Here is a 14,327-nt window from a genome sequence, read left to right as displayed (position 1 = left end):
CTTAGGGAAGCGCCAGCAGCTACAATCCGCACTTATTGTCTTTGTGCGGAATTCCCTTCATGTCCAACCTCGCCCCCACCCAGCCCACCCGTGGCTGGTCGTTCTGGTGCAAACCCCTGCTGTTCCTGCTGGTTGCCGCTATCGGCCTGTACTACGTGAAGTGGTCGCCCTACTACCTCAAGGCCTTTACCGCCGCCGACAGCCACAGCATCGGCGCCTCGATCCTCAATGACCAGCAGACTTCCCCCTGGAGCGCGGCCCTGGCCTACGCCCAGGTGTATTTCCTGGCGATCTGGAAAGCGGCCGTGCTGGCGGTGATCCTGGGATCGCTGTTGCAGGTGCTGATTCCCCGGGACTGGCTGCTGCGCCTGTTCGGCCGTGCCGGCTTCGGCTCGACCCTGCGCGGCGGCCTGTTCGCCCTGCCCGGCATGATGTGCTCTTGCTGCGCCGCCCCGGTGGCCGCCGGCCTGCGTCGGCAGAACGTATCGGTGGGTGCGGCCCTGGCGTTCTGGATCGCCAACCCGGTGCTCAACCCGGCGACCCTGGTGTTCATGGGCTTCGTCCTCGGCTGGGGTTTCACGGCCCTGCGCCTGGTGGCGGGCATCGCCCTGGTATTGGGGGTATCGCTGATCGCCCAGCGCGTGGCGCGCCCCGAGCAACTGCCCGAAGCGGCGGTGGAAGCCGTGGTGGAGGCCGGTACGCCGAACGAGCAGCCATTCCCCGTGCGCTGGGGCAAGACCCTGTGGCAACTGTTCTGGAGCACCATCCCGATCTATATCCTCGCGGTCCTGCTGCTGGGCGCGGCGCGGGTCTGGCTGTTCCCGCATATCGACGGGGCCATGGGCGATAGCCTGTGGTGGCTGGTGCCCCTGGCGATCGCCGGCACCCTGTTCGTGATTCCCACGGCCGCGGAAATCCCCATCGTCCAGACCATGATGACCCTGGGCCTGGGCACCGGCCCCGCCGTGGCCCTGCTGATGACCCTGCCGAGCATCAGCCTGCCGTCGCTGCTGATGCTGCGCAAGGATTTCGACGCCCGGGTGCTGGTCACCGTCGCCGTGTTGACCATGCTGGTCGGCATCGTCTGCGGCCTGGTGGGCGCCGCCCTGCTGTAACCCTTCCCCTGACCGCAGCCAAGCGCCAGCGCGGCTGCGACCGGGCGCGCAGCACCCGCAGAAGCAGGCACTGCGTTTATCCAGGTGGAATGCATCGGCAGGTTTGGCGAGGACTGCGTCCTCATGCGCAGCCTCGCGGGCGCGACAGCGGCTACAGAGGTTGGCGCTGGCGCAGGTAATCGAGCACGGCGGCGTGGTCGCCCACGAACTCGATCCGAGCGCCCTTGCTCTCGCGCTGGAAGGCGTACATCGGGTCGTAGTACTCGCTGAGCAGGCCCTGGATCCAGCCCCGGTGCAACTCCACCACGCCACTGCGCTCCTGTTCGGCCAGGGCCTCCTGCATCAGCGCCAGCAACCGCTGGTGGCGCTCGCCGCCCAGGCGCTTGTGGATCTTGTTCAGGCTTTCCAGCAGGCGCTGGGCGAACAGAGCGAAACCCGGCTCACCATGCACGGCAACGAACTCGGCGCACAGGTCCACCACATAGTCCTGGAGGATGCGCTGCACCCGGTTGTCCAGGCGGTCCTCCAGCCAGATCATCGGCGCTCGTTGCATGCCCTGGTGCAGCGGCAGCGGCAACGCACAGCTACCGATCATGCGGTTCTCGTCCTCGACGACGAAACCCCGCACACCACGCTCACGCTTCTTCAGCAGGTCCACCGCCAGGCGGTTCTCGAAGTCGATGTTGCTCGGCTGCCCGGTGGCGCGCCGGCCGAAGCTGGAGCCGCGGTGGTTGGCATGGCCCTCGAGATCGAGGGCGTTGTCCAGTTGCCCCAGCACCTGGGTCTTGCCGGTGCCGGTCATGCCGCCCAGCAGCACGAAGTCGCACTGCTGCATGGCCTGCTCCACGGTGTCCAGGAGAAAGGTCCGCATGGCCTTGTAGCCACCACCCACCCGCGGATAGTCGATGCCGGCCTCGTCGCGCAGCCACTGCTGGACGATCTGCGAACGCAAGCCACCACGGAAACAGTAGAGCAAGCCATCGGGATGGGCCCGGGCGAAATCGGCCCAGGCCTGGATGCGCTCGGCCTTGATCGCCCCGGATACCAACTGGTGCCCGAGGACGATCGCCGCCTGCTGGCCCTGCTGCTTGTAGCAGGTGCCGACCCGCTGGCGCTCCTGGTCGGTCATCAGCGGCAGGTTGAGCACGCCGGGAAAGGCGCCCTTGGTGAATTCGATCGGCGCACGGGTGTCCATCAGCGGCCGGTCGTTGAGGAAGATCTCGCGGTAATCGGTGTAGTCCAGGGACATCAGCACACCTCGACCGCGTGACTCTGTCGCTCCAGCAGCTCGCCGATAGGCGCCAGCTCCAGGCCCAGTTCCGCCGCCAGGGCGAGGAATTCGCCATTGCCCTCAGGCGTCACCGCCACCAGCAGGCCGCCGCTGGTCTGCGGGTCGCACAGCACCCGCTTGTGCAGCTCCTGCACCCGCCCGACCTTGTCGGCATAGCTGCTGTAGTTGCGCAAGGTGCCGCCCGGCACGCAGCCCTGGTCCAGGTAGTACTCGACGCCAGGCAGACGCGGTACGCGGTCGTAATGGATACGCGCGGTCAAGCCGCTACCGTCGGCCATCTCCACCAGGTGCCCGAGCAGGCCGAAGCCGGTGACGTCGGTCATTGCGGTAACCGCCTCGAGCTTGCCGAAATGGCTGCCGGGCTTGTTCAGGGTGCACATCCAGTCCCGGGCCAGGCCAACGTCGGCATCGCGCAGCTTGCCCTTCTTCTCGGCCGTGGTGAGCACGCCGATCCCCAGGGGCTTGGTCAGGTACAGCAGGCAGCCGGCGGTGGCGGTGTCGTTGCGCTTCATGAAGCGTTTTTCCACCAGGCCCGTCACCGCCAGGCCGAAGATCGGCTCGGGGGCATCGATCGAGTGGCCGCCGGCCAGAGGAATGCCCGCGGCGTCGCACACCGAGCGCCCGCCGCGGATCACTTCACGGGCGACTTCCGGGGCCAGCACGTTCACCGGCCAGCCGAGAATGGCGATGGCCATCAAGGGATCGCCGCCCATGGCGTAGATGTCGCTGATGGCGTTGGTGGCGGCAATGCGGCCGAAATCGAAGGGATCATCGACGATGGGCATGAAGAAATCGGTGGTGGAGACCACCCCGCGTTCGCCGTCGATGGCGTAGACCGCCGCATCATCGCGCGAGGCGTTGCCGACCCACAGCTTGGGATCGAGGTTCTGGGCCCCGCTGCCGGCCAGGATGACCTCCAGCACCTGGGGCGAAATCTTGCAACCACAACCGGCTCCGTGGCTGTACTGGGTCAGGCGAATCGGCTCGCTCATGGGGCACCTCGTCAAGTCTGGGACGGGGATTCTAGCAGAGCCCTCGGGCCCCCGGTCGCGGCGTCCCCTGGTGGAACGGCATCTGCCAGTGCCCTTCGCGACCGCGCCACAGCGAACTGCGCCAGGCACTGCTGGCCGCTCGTCCGGACGCTGCGGCGTTATGGCACAGGTAGGCGACCTGGGTCACGCCGGTCGGTATGCAAAAGTCCCGGGCTTTGGTTAGGCTTGCAGCGCCCTGCCCGGGCCTGATTGCCACCCCACAAAAGCGCCGCCCCAGGCCACCTCCTCCAGGCCGGGTATGGAGCTGACGGAGCCCGCCATGAAGTTCAGCACCCAGTCCATCGCCCGCAAGCTCAAGTTCCACCAATTGGTGGTCTTCGAACAGGTGTTGCAAAGCGGCTCGCTGGTCCGCGCCTCCCAGGCCCTGAACCTGACCCAACCGGCGGTGACCAAGATCATCCATGAGCTGGAATCCTACTTCGAGGCGCCGCTGCTGATCCGGAGCAACCGGGGGGTGAGCGCCACCGGCCTGGGGCAGGTGGTGGTGCAGCGTGCCAAGTCGCTCCTGGCGGAGTTGCGGGCCCTGACCGATGAGGTCAATGCCTTTCAGGAAGGCACCTCGGGGCACGTGATGGTGGGGACGCTGATCTCGGCCTCCACCTCGTTGTTGCCCCGGGCCATTCAATTGCTCAAGCGACAAGCCCCAGGCGTGCTGGTATCGCTGCGGGTGGGGCAAATGGATCAGTTGTTCCCGGCGCTCGCGGTGGGCGACGTCGACCTGGTGGTAGGCCGGATCCCAGACGACTGGCAATGGCGCAGCGAAGCCCTGGAAGTCGAAGTGCTGTACCGCGAGGACCTGAGCATCGTCGCCGGTGCCCGGCACCCGATGCATCGCCAGGCGCCGGTCAGCCTCCAGCAATTGCACGCTTACCCCTGGGTGCTGCCGACTCGCGACTCACTGCTACGCCGCACCTGCGATCGATTGTTTGCCGATAACGGACTGCCGACCCCGGACAACGTCGCCGAATCGCTGTCGATCCTGACCAACATCACCCTGATGCAGGACCAGCGCACCGTGGCACTGATGCCCTTCGAAGCTTCCCGGCAGTTCATCCAGGCCGGCATGCTCAAGGCCTTCGACCTGGGAACCGCGCTGCAATTCGGCGACATCGGCTGCTTCAGCTCCGCCCAGCGCAAGCTGGGGCCCGCCGCCCGCTTGTTTCGCCAATGCCTGGACCAGGCCCGAAACGAATCCCTCACCGAAGAGCACCCGGCGTGACCGGTATTCCAAACACTAATACCCAGTCATTCAATATTGATTATTCACTAATACCAGGTCTTCCTACACTCGCTCCGAAACCCACGTTTCGGAGGCTCAAGTGTCCACTCCCCTGCTGCGTCATTTCATCGACGGCGAGTTTGTCGCCAGCCCCAAGACCTTTGCCAATATCTCCCCTGTAGACGGTCGCTTGCTGGGGCAGGTCTGCGAGGCCGACCGGCCCCTGGTCGAACGCGCGGTAGCCGCGGCCAAGGCCGCGCAATCGGGCCCCTGGGCCCACTACAGCGCCAGCCAGCGCGCCGATCTGTTGCTGGACATCGCCAACGGTATCCAGCGCCGCTTCGAGGCGTTCGTCGCCGCCGAAGTCGCCGACACCGGGCGCCCGGTGCAACAGGCCCGGACCCTGGACGTGGCCCGGGCAGTACAGAACTTTCGCACCTTCGCCGAACTGCTGCGCCAGTCCGGTAGCGAGCTCTTCGAAATGCGCAGCGCCGAGGGCAACGACGTCTTCAGCTACAGCGTGCGCAAGCCCCATGGCGTGGTAGCGATCATTTCGCCCTGGAACCTGCCGTTGTTGCTGCTGACCTGGAAAGTCGCCCCGGCCCTGGCCTGCGGCAATTCGGTGGTGATCAAGCCTTCGGAAGAAACCCCATCCACGGCCACCTTGCTGGCCGAGGTGATGCGGGAGGCCGGAGTACCGGCCGGGGCCTTCAACCTGGTACACGGCTTCGGCCCGAATTCGGCCGGAGAATTCCTCACCACCCACCCGGATGTCGACGCGATCACCTTCACCGGCGAATCGCGCACCGGTGCCACCATCATGAAAGCCGCCGCCGAGGGCGTGCGCGAGGTGTCCTTCGAACTGGGAGGCAAGAACGCCGCGGTGGTGTTCGCCGACTGCGATTTCGACGCCGCGGTCGCCGGGGTGTTGCGCTCCAGCTTCACCAACTCCGGCCAGGTGTGCCTGTGCTCGGAGCGGGTCTACGTCGAGCGGCCGATCTATGAGCGCTTCGTCGCCGCCCTCAAGGCTGGGGCCGAGCAATTGAAGATCGGCTACCCCGACGAAGACGGGGTGAACATGGGTTCGCTGATTTCCCACAAGCATCGGGACAAGGTCCTGGGCTACTTCCAGCTGGCCCTGGAGGAAGGCGCGACCCTGGTCAGCGGCGGCGCTGTCCCCCACTTTGGCGATGCCCGGGACCAGGGCGCCTACGTCCAGCCCACCCTCTGGACCGACCTGCCGGATCACGCTCGTTGCCTGCGCGAGGAAATATTCGGCCCGGTCTGCCACATCGCTCCGTTCGACAGCGAGGAAGAAGTGCTGCGCCGGGTCAACGATTCGGCCTACGGCCTGGCCACGGCCCTCTGGACCCGCGACCTGAAGCGCGCCCACCAGCTGTCACGGCGTTTTCGCGTCGGCATGGTCTGGGTCAACACCTGGTTCCTGCGCGACCTGCGCACCCCCTTCGGCGGTACCCGGCTTTCGGGCCTGGGCCGCGAAGGCGGCCGCCACTCCCTGGATTTCTACTCCGAGATCACCACCATCTGCGTCAACCCCTGAGGGCCTCAACATGCATGCAGACCTGATCGAAGCGGCGCACCGCTTGCGCCAGGCCCAACTCGACGGCCAACCCTGCGCGCCGGTACGCGAGCTGATCGCCCGGGCCGCCGCGCAACAGCCACCGTCCGCCCACATCGACCTGGCCTACCAGGTACAGCGCTACAACAACAGCGCGGCCATCGACGCCGGGCGTCGTCCGGTGGGCCACAAGATCGGCCTGACCTCCCGCGCCGTGCAAAAACAACTGGGGGTGGACCAGCCGGACTTTGGCCAGCTGTTCGCCGACATGGCGCGCGGCGACGGCCAAGCCATCGCCTGGAGCGATACCTGCCAACCCAAGGTCGAGGCCGAAGTCGCCCTGGTCCTGGAGCGCGACCTGCCCCATGAGCGCCATACCCTGGCCGACCTGATCCGCGCCACCGCCTTCGCCCTGCCGGCCATCGAGATCGTCGGCAGTCGCATTGCCCAGTGGGATATCCAGTTGAGCGACACCATCGCCGACAACGCCTCCAGTGGGCTGTTCGTCCTCGGCAGTTGCCCTGTGTCCCTGGACCGCCTCGACCTGGTGCGTTGCGGCATGAGCATGACCCAAGGCGGCGAACCCGTCTCGGTGGGCGTCGGCGCCGCATGCCTGGACAACCCCTTGAATGCCGCCCTGTGGCTGGCCGACACGCTGGTACGCCTGGGCACGCCGCTGCGCGCTGGCGACATCCTGCTTACCGGCGCCCTCGGCCCCATGGTGGCGGTCAAGCCAGGGCAGCGCTTCACCGCCCATATCCAGGGCCTGGGCAGCGTCAGCGCCGCCTTCGCCAGTGCCCAATAGACCGGAGCCCATCATGACCACAACCCTCAAGGCCGCGATCATCGGCTCGGGCAATATCGGCACCGACCTGATGCTCAAGATCCTGCGCCAGGCCCGGCACCTGCAACTGACCGCCATGGTCGGCATCGACCCCGCCTCCGATGGCCTGGAGCGGGCCCGGCGCCTGGGCGTAGCCACTACCCACGAAGGGGTCGAAGGGCTGCTGCGCATGCCCGAGTTCAGCGCCATCGACATCGTCTTCGACGCCACCTCGGCCGCCGCCCACCAGCACCACGAGGCCGTACTGCGCCAGGCCAAACCCAGCATCCGCCTGATCGACCTGACCCCGGCGGCGATCGGCCCCTATTGCATCCCGGTGGTCAACCTGGAGCAGCACCTGGACAGCCTCAACCTGAACATGGTGACCTGCGGCGGCCAGGCCACCATTCCCATGGTGGCTGCAATCTCCCGGGTCGCCCCCGTGCACTACGCCGAGATCGTCGCCTCGATCGCCAGCAAGTCCGCCGGCCCCGGCACCCGGGCCAATATCGACGAGTTCACCGAAACCACCCGCCACGCCATCGAAACCATCGGTGGTGCCGCCAGGGGCAAGGCCATCATCGTCATGAACCCGGCCGAACCACCCCTGATCATGCGCGACACGGTGCTGGTGCTATCGGCCGCCGCCGATCAGCAGGAGGTCGCCGCCTCCATCGCCGCCATGGCCGAAGCGGTGCAGGCCTATGTGCCCGGCTACCGCCTCAAGCAGCAGGTGCAATTCGACCCGGTCCCACCCTCCGCGCCGCTGCTGATCCCTGGCCTTGGGCACTTCAGCGGACTCAAGACCTCGGTGTTCCTGGAGGTCGAGGGTGCCGCCCACTACTTGCCCGCCTACGCCGGCAACCTCGACATCATGACCTGCGCCGCGCTGGCCACCGCCGAGCGCATGGCCCAGTCCATGCTCAATCGCTGAAGGAGCTTCGCCATGACCTCAACCCCCGGCAACAAGCTCTACATCTCGGATGTGACCCTGCGTGACGGCATGCACGCGATCCGCCACCAGTACAGCCTGGATCAGGTCCAGGCCATCGCCCGGGCCCTGGATGCCGCCCGGGTCGACAGCATCGAGGTGGCCCACGGCGATGGCCTGCAGGGCTCCAGCTTCAACTACGGCTTCGGCGCCCATACCGACCTGGAATGGATCGAAGCCGCCGCCGACGTCCTGCAACACGCCCGCATCGCCACCCTGCTGCTGCCCGGCATCGGCACCGTGCATGACCTCAAGGCGGCCTATCGCGCCGGTGCCCGGGTGGTGCGGGTGGCCACCCATTGCACCGAGGCCGATGTGTCGCGCCAGCACATCGAATGCGCCCGGGAACTGGGCATGGACACCGTGGGCTTCCTGATGATGAGCCACATGACCAGCCCGGAGAACCTCGCGCTCCAAGCCCGGAAAATGGAAAGCTACGGCGCCACCTGCATCTACGTGGTGGACTCCGGCGGCGCCATGAACATGCAGGACATCCGCCTGCGCTTTCGCGCCCTCAAGGCCACGCTCAAGCCGGACACCGCCACCGGCATGCACGCCCACCACAACCTCGGCCTGGGCGTGGCCAACTCCCTGGTGGCCGTGGAGGAAGGCTGCCAGCGCATCGACGCCAGCCTCGCCGGCATGGGGGCCGGGGCGGGCAATGCGCCGCTGGAGGTGTTCATTGCCGCCGCCGACAAGCTGGGCTGGAACCATGGCACCGACCTGTATCGCCTGATGGACGCCGCCGATGACCTGGTACGACCGCTGCAGGATCGTCCGGTGCGGGTCGATCGCGAAACCCTGGCCCTGGGCTACGCCGGGGTCTATTCCAGCTTCTTGCGCCATGCCGAAGTGGCCGCCCGCAAATACCAGCTCAAGACCGTCGACATCCTGGTGGAGCTCGGCCGCCGCCGCATGGTCGGCGGCCAGGAAGACATGATCGTCGACGTTGCCCTCGACCTGCTCGCTGCCCGGGAGTCCCGCCCATGAGCCTTGATCTGGAACCCATCGCCCACGCCCTCGACCAGGCCGCGCGCACTGCCTGCCCGTTGCCCCAGTTCAGCCAGCACACGCCGTTCGACCTGGCGCAGGCCTATGACATCCAGCGCGCCTCCATGGCCCGCCGCTACGCCGACGGCGAACGCACGATCGGCCTCAAGCTCGGGTTCACCAGCCGGGCCAAGATGGCCCAGATGGGGGTCGACAGCCTGATCTGGGGCTGGCTCACCGACGCGATGCTGGAAGAAGATGGCGGCACCTTGCGCCTCGATCGTTATATCCACCCGCGAGCCGAGCCGGAATTGTGCTTCCTGACCCGTCGCGTCATCGACCGGCCCCTGACCCAGCTCGAAGCCGTGGACTACCTGGAGGCCGTGGCCCCGGCCATCGAGATCATCGACTCCAGGTACGAAGCGTTCAGGTTCAGCCTGGAAGATGTGGTCGCGGACAACTGCTCATCGGCCGGGCTGGTGGTGGGCCCCTGGTCCCGGGATTTCTCGACCCTGGCCAATGCCGGGGTGCTGATGCGCCTGGACGGCGCGCTGGTGGAAGCCGGCTCCACCGCGGCGATTCTCGGACACCCGTTGCGTAGCGTGGTGCAAGCCTCGCTCCTGCTGGCCCAGGCGGGTATCAGCCTGCCCGCCGGTAGCCTGATCATGGCGGGTGCCGCCACTGCCGCCGTGGCCTTGTCCCCTGGAGCCCATATCCAGGTGGAGATCGCCGGTTATGGCGAATGCGCCTTCAGTTGCAGCGGCCATTCCCGGGGAGAGCGCCCATGACCAGCAAGCGCGCCACCCTGGTACCCGGCAAGGCCCAGCCCCGGGGACGTTTTCCCCACATCAAGCGCGCCGGCGACCTGTTGTTCGTTTCCGGCACCAGTTCGCGACGTCCGGACAACAGCTTCGAAGGCGTCGAGGTGGATGCCCTGGGTACCACCGCACTGGACATTCGTGCCCAGACCCGGGCCGTGATCGAGAACATCCGCGACATTCTCGCCAGCGAGAACGCCGGCCTGCAGGACCTGGTGGAAATCAGCGCATTCCTGGTGGACATGAACGACTTCGGTCCCTACAACCAGGTCTATGCGCAGTACTTCGACGAGCAGGGCCCGACCCGCACCACCGTGGCCGTGCACCAATTGCCGCATCCGCACCTGCGCATCGAAATCAAGGCGGTGGCCTATGCCCCGCTCAATCGCCGAGAACAATAACAATGGACAAACATCACTACAGCGCCCCGCTCAACTTCAACCGCTGGCTCGATGAACACGCACACTTGCTACAGCCACCGGTAGGCAATCGCCAGATCTGGCAAGACGCCGATTTCATGGTCACGGTGGTGGGCGGTCCGAACCAGCGTACCGATTTCCACGACGACCCCATGGAAGAGTTCTTCTACCAGTTCAAGGGCAACGCCTACCTGAACATCTGGGATCGCGGCCGCTACGAGCGCATCGATCTGCGCGAAGGCGACCTCTACCTGATGGCACCCCACGTCATCCACTCTCCCCAGCGCCCGGAGCCCGGCAGCCTGTGCCTGGTGGTGGAGCGCCAACGGCCACCGGGAATGCTCGATGCCCTGCAATGGTCCTGCGCTCACTGCGGCACATTGATCCAGCGCCACGAGCTGCAGTTGCGAAGCATCGTCGACGACCTGCCGCCCCTCTACGAAACCTTCTACGCCAGCAGCGACCAGCAGCGTCGCTGTACCGGCTGTGGCGAAATCCATCCGGGTCGCGACTGGCAGACCTGGCACCGAATCCTCAAGACGGCGACCTGCCCATGAAAATCGACATGCATTCGCACTTCTTCCCTGCCATTACCCAAGAAGAGGCCGCACGCCTGGACCCGGTGCGCGCTCCCTGGCTGCACAAGGACGGCGCCAAGGGCCAGATCATGGTCGGCGACAAGCCCTTTCGCCCGGTACACGACGTGCTCTGGGACCCGGCCCGGCGTATCGAGCACCTGGATGAACAGGGCCTGGACATCCAGATCATGTGCGCCACGCCGGTGATGTTCGGCTACGATGCGCCGATCGAACGAGCCTTGCCCTGGACACAACGCATGAACGACCGGGCCATGCAGATGACCACTGGCCACGAGTCGCGGCTCAAGGTCCTGGCCCAGGTGCCGCTGCAGGACCTGGAGGCGGCCTGCGCCGAAGCCAGCCGGGCACGGGCCATCGGTCATGTCGGGGTACAGATCGGTAACCACGTGGGCAATCACGACCTGGACCATGACCATCTTGTGGCCTTCCTCGATCACTGCGGGCGCAACGACATTCCGGTGCTCGTCCATCCCTGGGACATGATGGGCGGCGAGCGCATGCGCAAATGGATGCTGCCGTGGTTGGTGGCGATGCCCGCGGAGACTCAGCTGGGTATCCTCTCGCTGATTCTCTCCGGGGCCTTCGAACGCCTGCCTGAGTCCCTGCGCCTCTGCTTTGCCCATGGCGGCGGCGGTTTCGCCTTTCTCCTGGGTCGGGTGGATAACGCCTGGCGCCATCGCGATATCGTCCGCGAGAACTGCCCGCAATTGCCGTCAAGCTATGTCAAGCGCTTCTTCGTCGATTCCGCGGTGTTCGATCCCGGGGCCCTGAAACTGCTGGTACAGGTCATGGGCAGCGAAAGGGTCATGCTCGGCTCCGACTCGCCCTTCCCCTTGGGCGAGCAAGATATCGGCAGCGGCGTGGCCGAGCACCCCGATCTGGCAGAACTCGATAAATCAAGGATTCTGGGCAGTAACGCCCAGGACTTCTTCAAGCTGCTCTAAACCGCTACGTCCTTCCCAATCCCCTTGCGGCACCGGCAATCGTGGTCATCCGGCGGGCTCTCCCTGTCCGCCAGAAACAAAACCCATAAGGAGCCACCCTGTACGAGCGTACGCAAAACCTCACCGAACTCATCGATCGCAGTCCCCTCTCCGCCCTGCAGATACGCGTGTTGTCATTGTGCTTTCTGATTCTTCTACTGGACGGTTTCGACACTGCCGCCATCGGCTACATCGCTCCCGAACTGATTCACGACTGGCACATCGATCGCGTGCAACTGGCACCTGTCTTTGGCGCGGGGCTGTTCGGCATGCTCCTGGGCAGCTTTTGCCTCGGTCCCCTGGCCAACCGCCATGGACGCAAGTCCGTGCTACAGCTTTGCGTACTGATCTTCGCCCTGGGCACCCTGGCTTCGTCACTGTCGCCGAATATCGAAGTGCTGAGCGTCTTGCGCTTCGTCACCGGCATCGGCCTGGGAGGCGTACTCCCCAACTGCATCACCTTGAGTTCGGAATACTCACCGGCACGTCGGCGTACGCTGCTGGTAACCCTGAGCTATTGCGGTTTCACCCTGGGCTTGGCCTTGGGCGGGGGCGTGACCGCAGCGCTGTTGCCCCTGGTGGGTTGGCAAGGGTTGTTGCTGATCGGCGGCCTCGCGCCGCTACTGCTACTGCCCGTGCTGTACCACGCCTTGCCGGAATCGGTGTGTTTCATGGCTGGTCGCCCACGCCATGCCAGCACCTTGCACCGGGTCGTGGCGCAGATCAGCGGCCACTATGATTGGAGCCGGGTTCGGCTGCAAAGTGACACCCCCACGCGAACCATGCGTTCACCGCTAGGCGCGTTGTTCACTCCAGCGCAACTGGCGCGCAGCCTGTTGCTGTGGCTGACGTTCTTCTGCTGCCTGTCGGTGTTCTACCTATTGACCAACTGGCTGCCCACCGTACTGCGCGCCAGTGGTTACGACAGTCTCGATGCTGCGCGGATCAGTGCCATGATTCCCTTGGCTGGGGCGCTGGGCGGCATCATCATGGCCCTGCTGAGCGAACCGGGATTGACAGCACGGCGCTGGGGCCAAGGCCGGACCGGATCAGAACATATCGATCGGGTAGTCGGTGATCAGCCGGAACTCATCGATATTACCCTCGCCCTGAGCCACATTGGCCCGGTGCCAGGTCTGGCGCAGGCGCAGGCTCAGATCCTTCCAGGGACCGCTCTGCACCACATAGCGTGCCTCGAAGTTGATTTCCCGGTGCACCCCATCCTTGCCATACATCCCGGCGTAGGCGCTGCCGGCCGGGGTGTGCGTACCGTCGATCCCGGAGCCCCGCAGGTAACGGCTCATCAGGCTCAAGCCCGGTACGCCATAACTGGCCAGGGACAGGTCGTAGCGCAGTTGCCAGGAGCGTTCGTTGGGCCCGTTGAAGTCGGAGTACTGCACCGAGTTGGGCAGGTAGATCGAGGCGCCCTGGTCGCGGCCGTTGCGACCGTTGCGATCCAGGTCACCGACCCCCAGGTAGTCGAACGGGGTATTGCCATCGACGTTCTGCAAGGCAAGGGTCATACGGTGAGCGCCCAGGCCATAGAACACCGCAGCGCCCAGCGTGGTGTTGTCGATGGCCCCGGCCTTGGCCCGGCCCGTATCCAGGGTGCGATACAGGTTGAGGTCGAAGCCGGCCTGCTGCCCCGCCCCCAGGTCGGTGCGGCCGTCGAGGTTGGCGTAGTACTGGTTCCAGATGTCCTGGAAGCGCGCAACGTAGAGACTGGCGCCCAGGTCCTGGGTGAACTGGTACTGGCCACCGGCGTAGTCCACCGAGGGGGTGGTGACGCCACCATAGAACGCCCACAGGTCACCGTTGCTGTTAGTGGTGACATGGCCGGTGGCCGATGTGAAGTGCCCGGCCCGCAGCTTGAGCCGTTCCAGCTCCTGGCTATCCAGGGCAAAGCCGGTGGCGGTTTGCGGGATCAGGCGGTTGTGGCCGACGGCGAACACCGGGGTATCCACCGATTGCTCGCCATAGCGCAGCACGCTGTTGGAGACCTTGATCTTCAGCGCGGCACCGGCTTTGGAGTATTCGTCTGCCGGTTTGCCGTTGTCGTGGATCGGCAAATTGTAGGTGCCGGTCTTGCCGCCGGAGGCATCCAGCTTCAGTCCCAGAAAGGCGAAGGCATCCACGCCCACGCCAACGGAGCCCTGGGTGAACCCCGAACTGAAGCGACCGATAAAACCCTGGGTCCAATCCTTACGATCCGCGCGGCCATCCTGAATGCTGCGATTGAGATAGTAGTTGCGGGCCAGCACGCTCAGGTGACTGTCCTCGATGAATCCCGACTCGGCGGCCTGGGTTGTCCAGGGCAAGCAGCCCCATAGCGACAACAGCAATGGCGATAGAGAACGCGAGACATGGGGCATGGCAAAACCTCTGGTGATTTTTTGTTTTTGTCGTGGTGATGCAGTGCGGTCGCCCGGTTCCCTGGGTGACCACAGA

13 protein-coding genes and 1 pseudogene are annotated in these 14,327 nt (G+C 65.6%); 11 read left to right on the top strand and 3 right to left on the bottom strand.

Annotated features, from left to right (window positions below; all coding sequences use genetic code 11):
* Positions 1-59: 59 nt before the first annotated feature.
* The gene (locus tag H7A76_RS25610; protein WP_185701084.1) at positions 60-1,115 is read left to right on the top strand and encodes a permease; all 1,056 of its coding nucleotides are present in this window, start codon (positions 60-62) and stop codon (positions 1,113-1,115) included.
* A gap of 151 nt (positions 1,116-1,266) precedes the next feature.
* Here the strand turns inward: H7A76_RS25610 and mnmH are convergent, their stop codons facing one another.
* Complete coding sequence (mnmH, locus tag H7A76_RS25605; protein ID WP_185701083.1) at positions 1,267-2,364, bottom strand: tRNA 2-selenouridine(34) synthase MnmH; 1,098 nt, start codon at positions 2,362-2,364, stop codon at positions 1,267-1,269.
* Positions 2,364-3,398: a selenide, water dikinase SelD gene (gene selD, locus H7A76_RS25600; RefSeq protein ID WP_185701082.1), complete on the bottom strand. Its 1,035-nt coding sequence runs from the start codon at positions 3,396-3,398 to the stop codon at positions 2,364-2,366. The genes mnmH and selD overlap by 1 nt, the downstream gene beginning before the upstream one ends.
* 319 nt (positions 3,399-3,717) lie before the next feature.
* On the opposite strand from selD, the gene H7A76_RS25595 reads away from it, so the two are divergent.
* The 10 genes and pseudogenes from H7A76_RS25595 to H7A76_RS25550 all read left to right on the top strand — a co-directional run.
* Positions 3,718-4,677, top strand: coding sequence for a LysR substrate-binding domain-containing protein (locus tag H7A76_RS25595; protein WP_185701081.1), 960 nt, complete (start codon positions 3,718-3,720; stop codon positions 4,675-4,677).
* A gap of 100 nt (positions 4,678-4,777) precedes the next feature.
* On the top strand, positions 4,778-6,238 hold the full coding sequence (locus H7A76_RS25590; protein WP_185701080.1) for a 2-hydroxymuconic semialdehyde dehydrogenase: 1,461 nt from the start codon (positions 4,778-4,780) through the stop codon (positions 6,236-6,238).
* A gap of 10 nt (positions 6,239-6,248) precedes the next feature.
* Positions 6,249-7,061, top strand: coding sequence for a 2-keto-4-pentenoate hydratase (locus tag H7A76_RS25585; protein ID WP_185701079.1), 813 nt, complete (start codon positions 6,249-6,251; stop codon positions 7,059-7,061).
* Positions 7,062-7,074: 13 nt separating this feature from the next.
* The gene (locus H7A76_RS25580; protein WP_068578206.1) at positions 7,075-8,013 is read left to right on the top strand and encodes an acetaldehyde dehydrogenase (acetylating); all 939 of its coding nucleotides are present in this window, start codon (positions 7,075-7,077) and stop codon (positions 8,011-8,013) included.
* A gap of 12 nt (positions 8,014-8,025) precedes the next feature.
* A complete protein-coding gene (gene dmpG / locus H7A76_RS25575; protein WP_185701078.1) occupies positions 8,026-9,060 on the top strand; it encodes a 4-hydroxy-2-oxovalerate aldolase in 1,035 nt (344 codons plus the stop codon).
* On the top strand, positions 9,057-9,848 hold the full coding sequence (locus H7A76_RS25570; RefSeq protein WP_185701077.1) for a 2-keto-4-pentenoate hydratase: 792 nt from the start codon (positions 9,057-9,059) through the stop codon (positions 9,846-9,848). The genes dmpG and H7A76_RS25570 overlap by 4 nt, the downstream gene beginning before the upstream one ends.
* Positions 9,845-10,279, top strand: a complete 435-nt coding sequence (locus H7A76_RS25565) for a RidA family protein (RefSeq protein WP_068578590.1) — start codon at positions 9,845-9,847, stop codon at positions 10,277-10,279. The genes H7A76_RS25570 and H7A76_RS25565 overlap by 4 nt, the downstream gene beginning before the upstream one ends.
* Before the next feature lie 2 nt (positions 10,280-10,281).
* Positions 10,282-10,854 (top strand): 3-hydroxyanthranilate 3,4-dioxygenase, encoded by a 573-nt coding sequence (locus tag H7A76_RS25560; protein ID WP_185701076.1) that lies wholly within the window; start codon positions 10,282-10,284, stop codon positions 10,852-10,854.
* Entirely contained in the window at positions 10,851-11,840 is a 990-nt protein-coding gene (locus H7A76_RS25555; protein ID WP_185701075.1) for an amidohydrolase family protein, read from the top strand. The genes H7A76_RS25560 and H7A76_RS25555 overlap by 4 nt, the downstream gene beginning before the upstream one ends.
* 167 nt (positions 11,841-12,007) lie before the next feature.
* Positions 12,008-12,823, top strand: a pseudogene (locus H7A76_RS25550) (MFS transporter); the annotation flags it as partial.
* A gap of 105 nt (positions 12,824-12,928) precedes the next feature.
* Here H7A76_RS25550 and H7A76_RS25545 read toward each other — a convergent pair.
* On the bottom strand, positions 12,929-14,251 hold the full coding sequence (locus H7A76_RS25545) for an OprD family porin (protein WP_185701074.1): 1,323 nt from the start codon (positions 14,249-14,251) through the stop codon (positions 12,929-12,931).
* Positions 14,252-14,327 lie beyond the last annotated feature (76 nt).

Origin of the sequence: Pseudomonas sp. MSSRFD41, from assembly GCF_014230245.1 — a bacterium.
In the GTDB taxonomy this organism is placed as follows: Bacteria; Pseudomonadota; Gammaproteobacteria; order Pseudomonadales; family Pseudomonadaceae; genus Aquipseudomonas; species Aquipseudomonas piscis.
Note: the sequence above shows the minus strand (reverse complement) of the source record. Positions and strands in the feature narration are given on the sequence as shown.

Coding starts and splice junctions, on each gene's coding strand:
- H7A76_RS25545 (WP_185701074.1), bottom strand. CDS start 14,251: ATGCCCCATGTCTCGCGTTCTCTATCGCCATTGCTGTTGTCGCTATGG.
- H7A76_RS25580 (WP_068578206.1), top strand. CDS start 7,075: ATGACCACAACCCTCAAGGCCGCGATCATCGGCTCGGGCAATATCGGC.
- H7A76_RS25565 (WP_068578590.1), top strand. CDS start 9,845: ATGACCAGCAAGCGCGCCACCCTGGTACCCGGCAAGGCCCAGCCCCGG.
- H7A76_RS25555 (WP_185701075.1), top strand. CDS start 10,851: ATGAAAATCGACATGCATTCGCACTTCTTCCCTGCCATTACCCAAGAA.
- H7A76_RS25560 (WP_185701076.1), top strand. CDS start 10,282: ATGGACAAACATCACTACAGCGCCCCGCTCAACTTCAACCGCTGGCTC.
- mnmH (WP_185701083.1), bottom strand. CDS start 2,364: ATGTCCCTGGACTACACCGATTACCGCGAGATCTTCCTCAACGACCGG.
- H7A76_RS25570 (WP_185701077.1), top strand. CDS start 9,057: ATGAGCCTTGATCTGGAACCCATCGCCCACGCCCTCGACCAGGCCGCG.
- H7A76_RS25585 (WP_185701079.1), top strand. CDS start 6,249: ATGCATGCAGACCTGATCGAAGCGGCGCACCGCTTGCGCCAGGCCCAA.
- H7A76_RS25610 (WP_185701084.1), top strand. CDS start 60: ATGTCCAACCTCGCCCCCACCCAGCCCACCCGTGGCTGGTCGTTCTGG.
- selD (WP_185701082.1), bottom strand. CDS start 3,398: ATGAGCGAGCCGATTCGCCTGACCCAGTACAGCCACGGAGCCGGTTGT.
- dmpG (WP_185701078.1), top strand. CDS start 8,026: ATGACCTCAACCCCCGGCAACAAGCTCTACATCTCGGATGTGACCCTG.
- H7A76_RS25595 (WP_185701081.1), top strand. CDS start 3,718: ATGAAGTTCAGCACCCAGTCCATCGCCCGCAAGCTCAAGTTCCACCAA.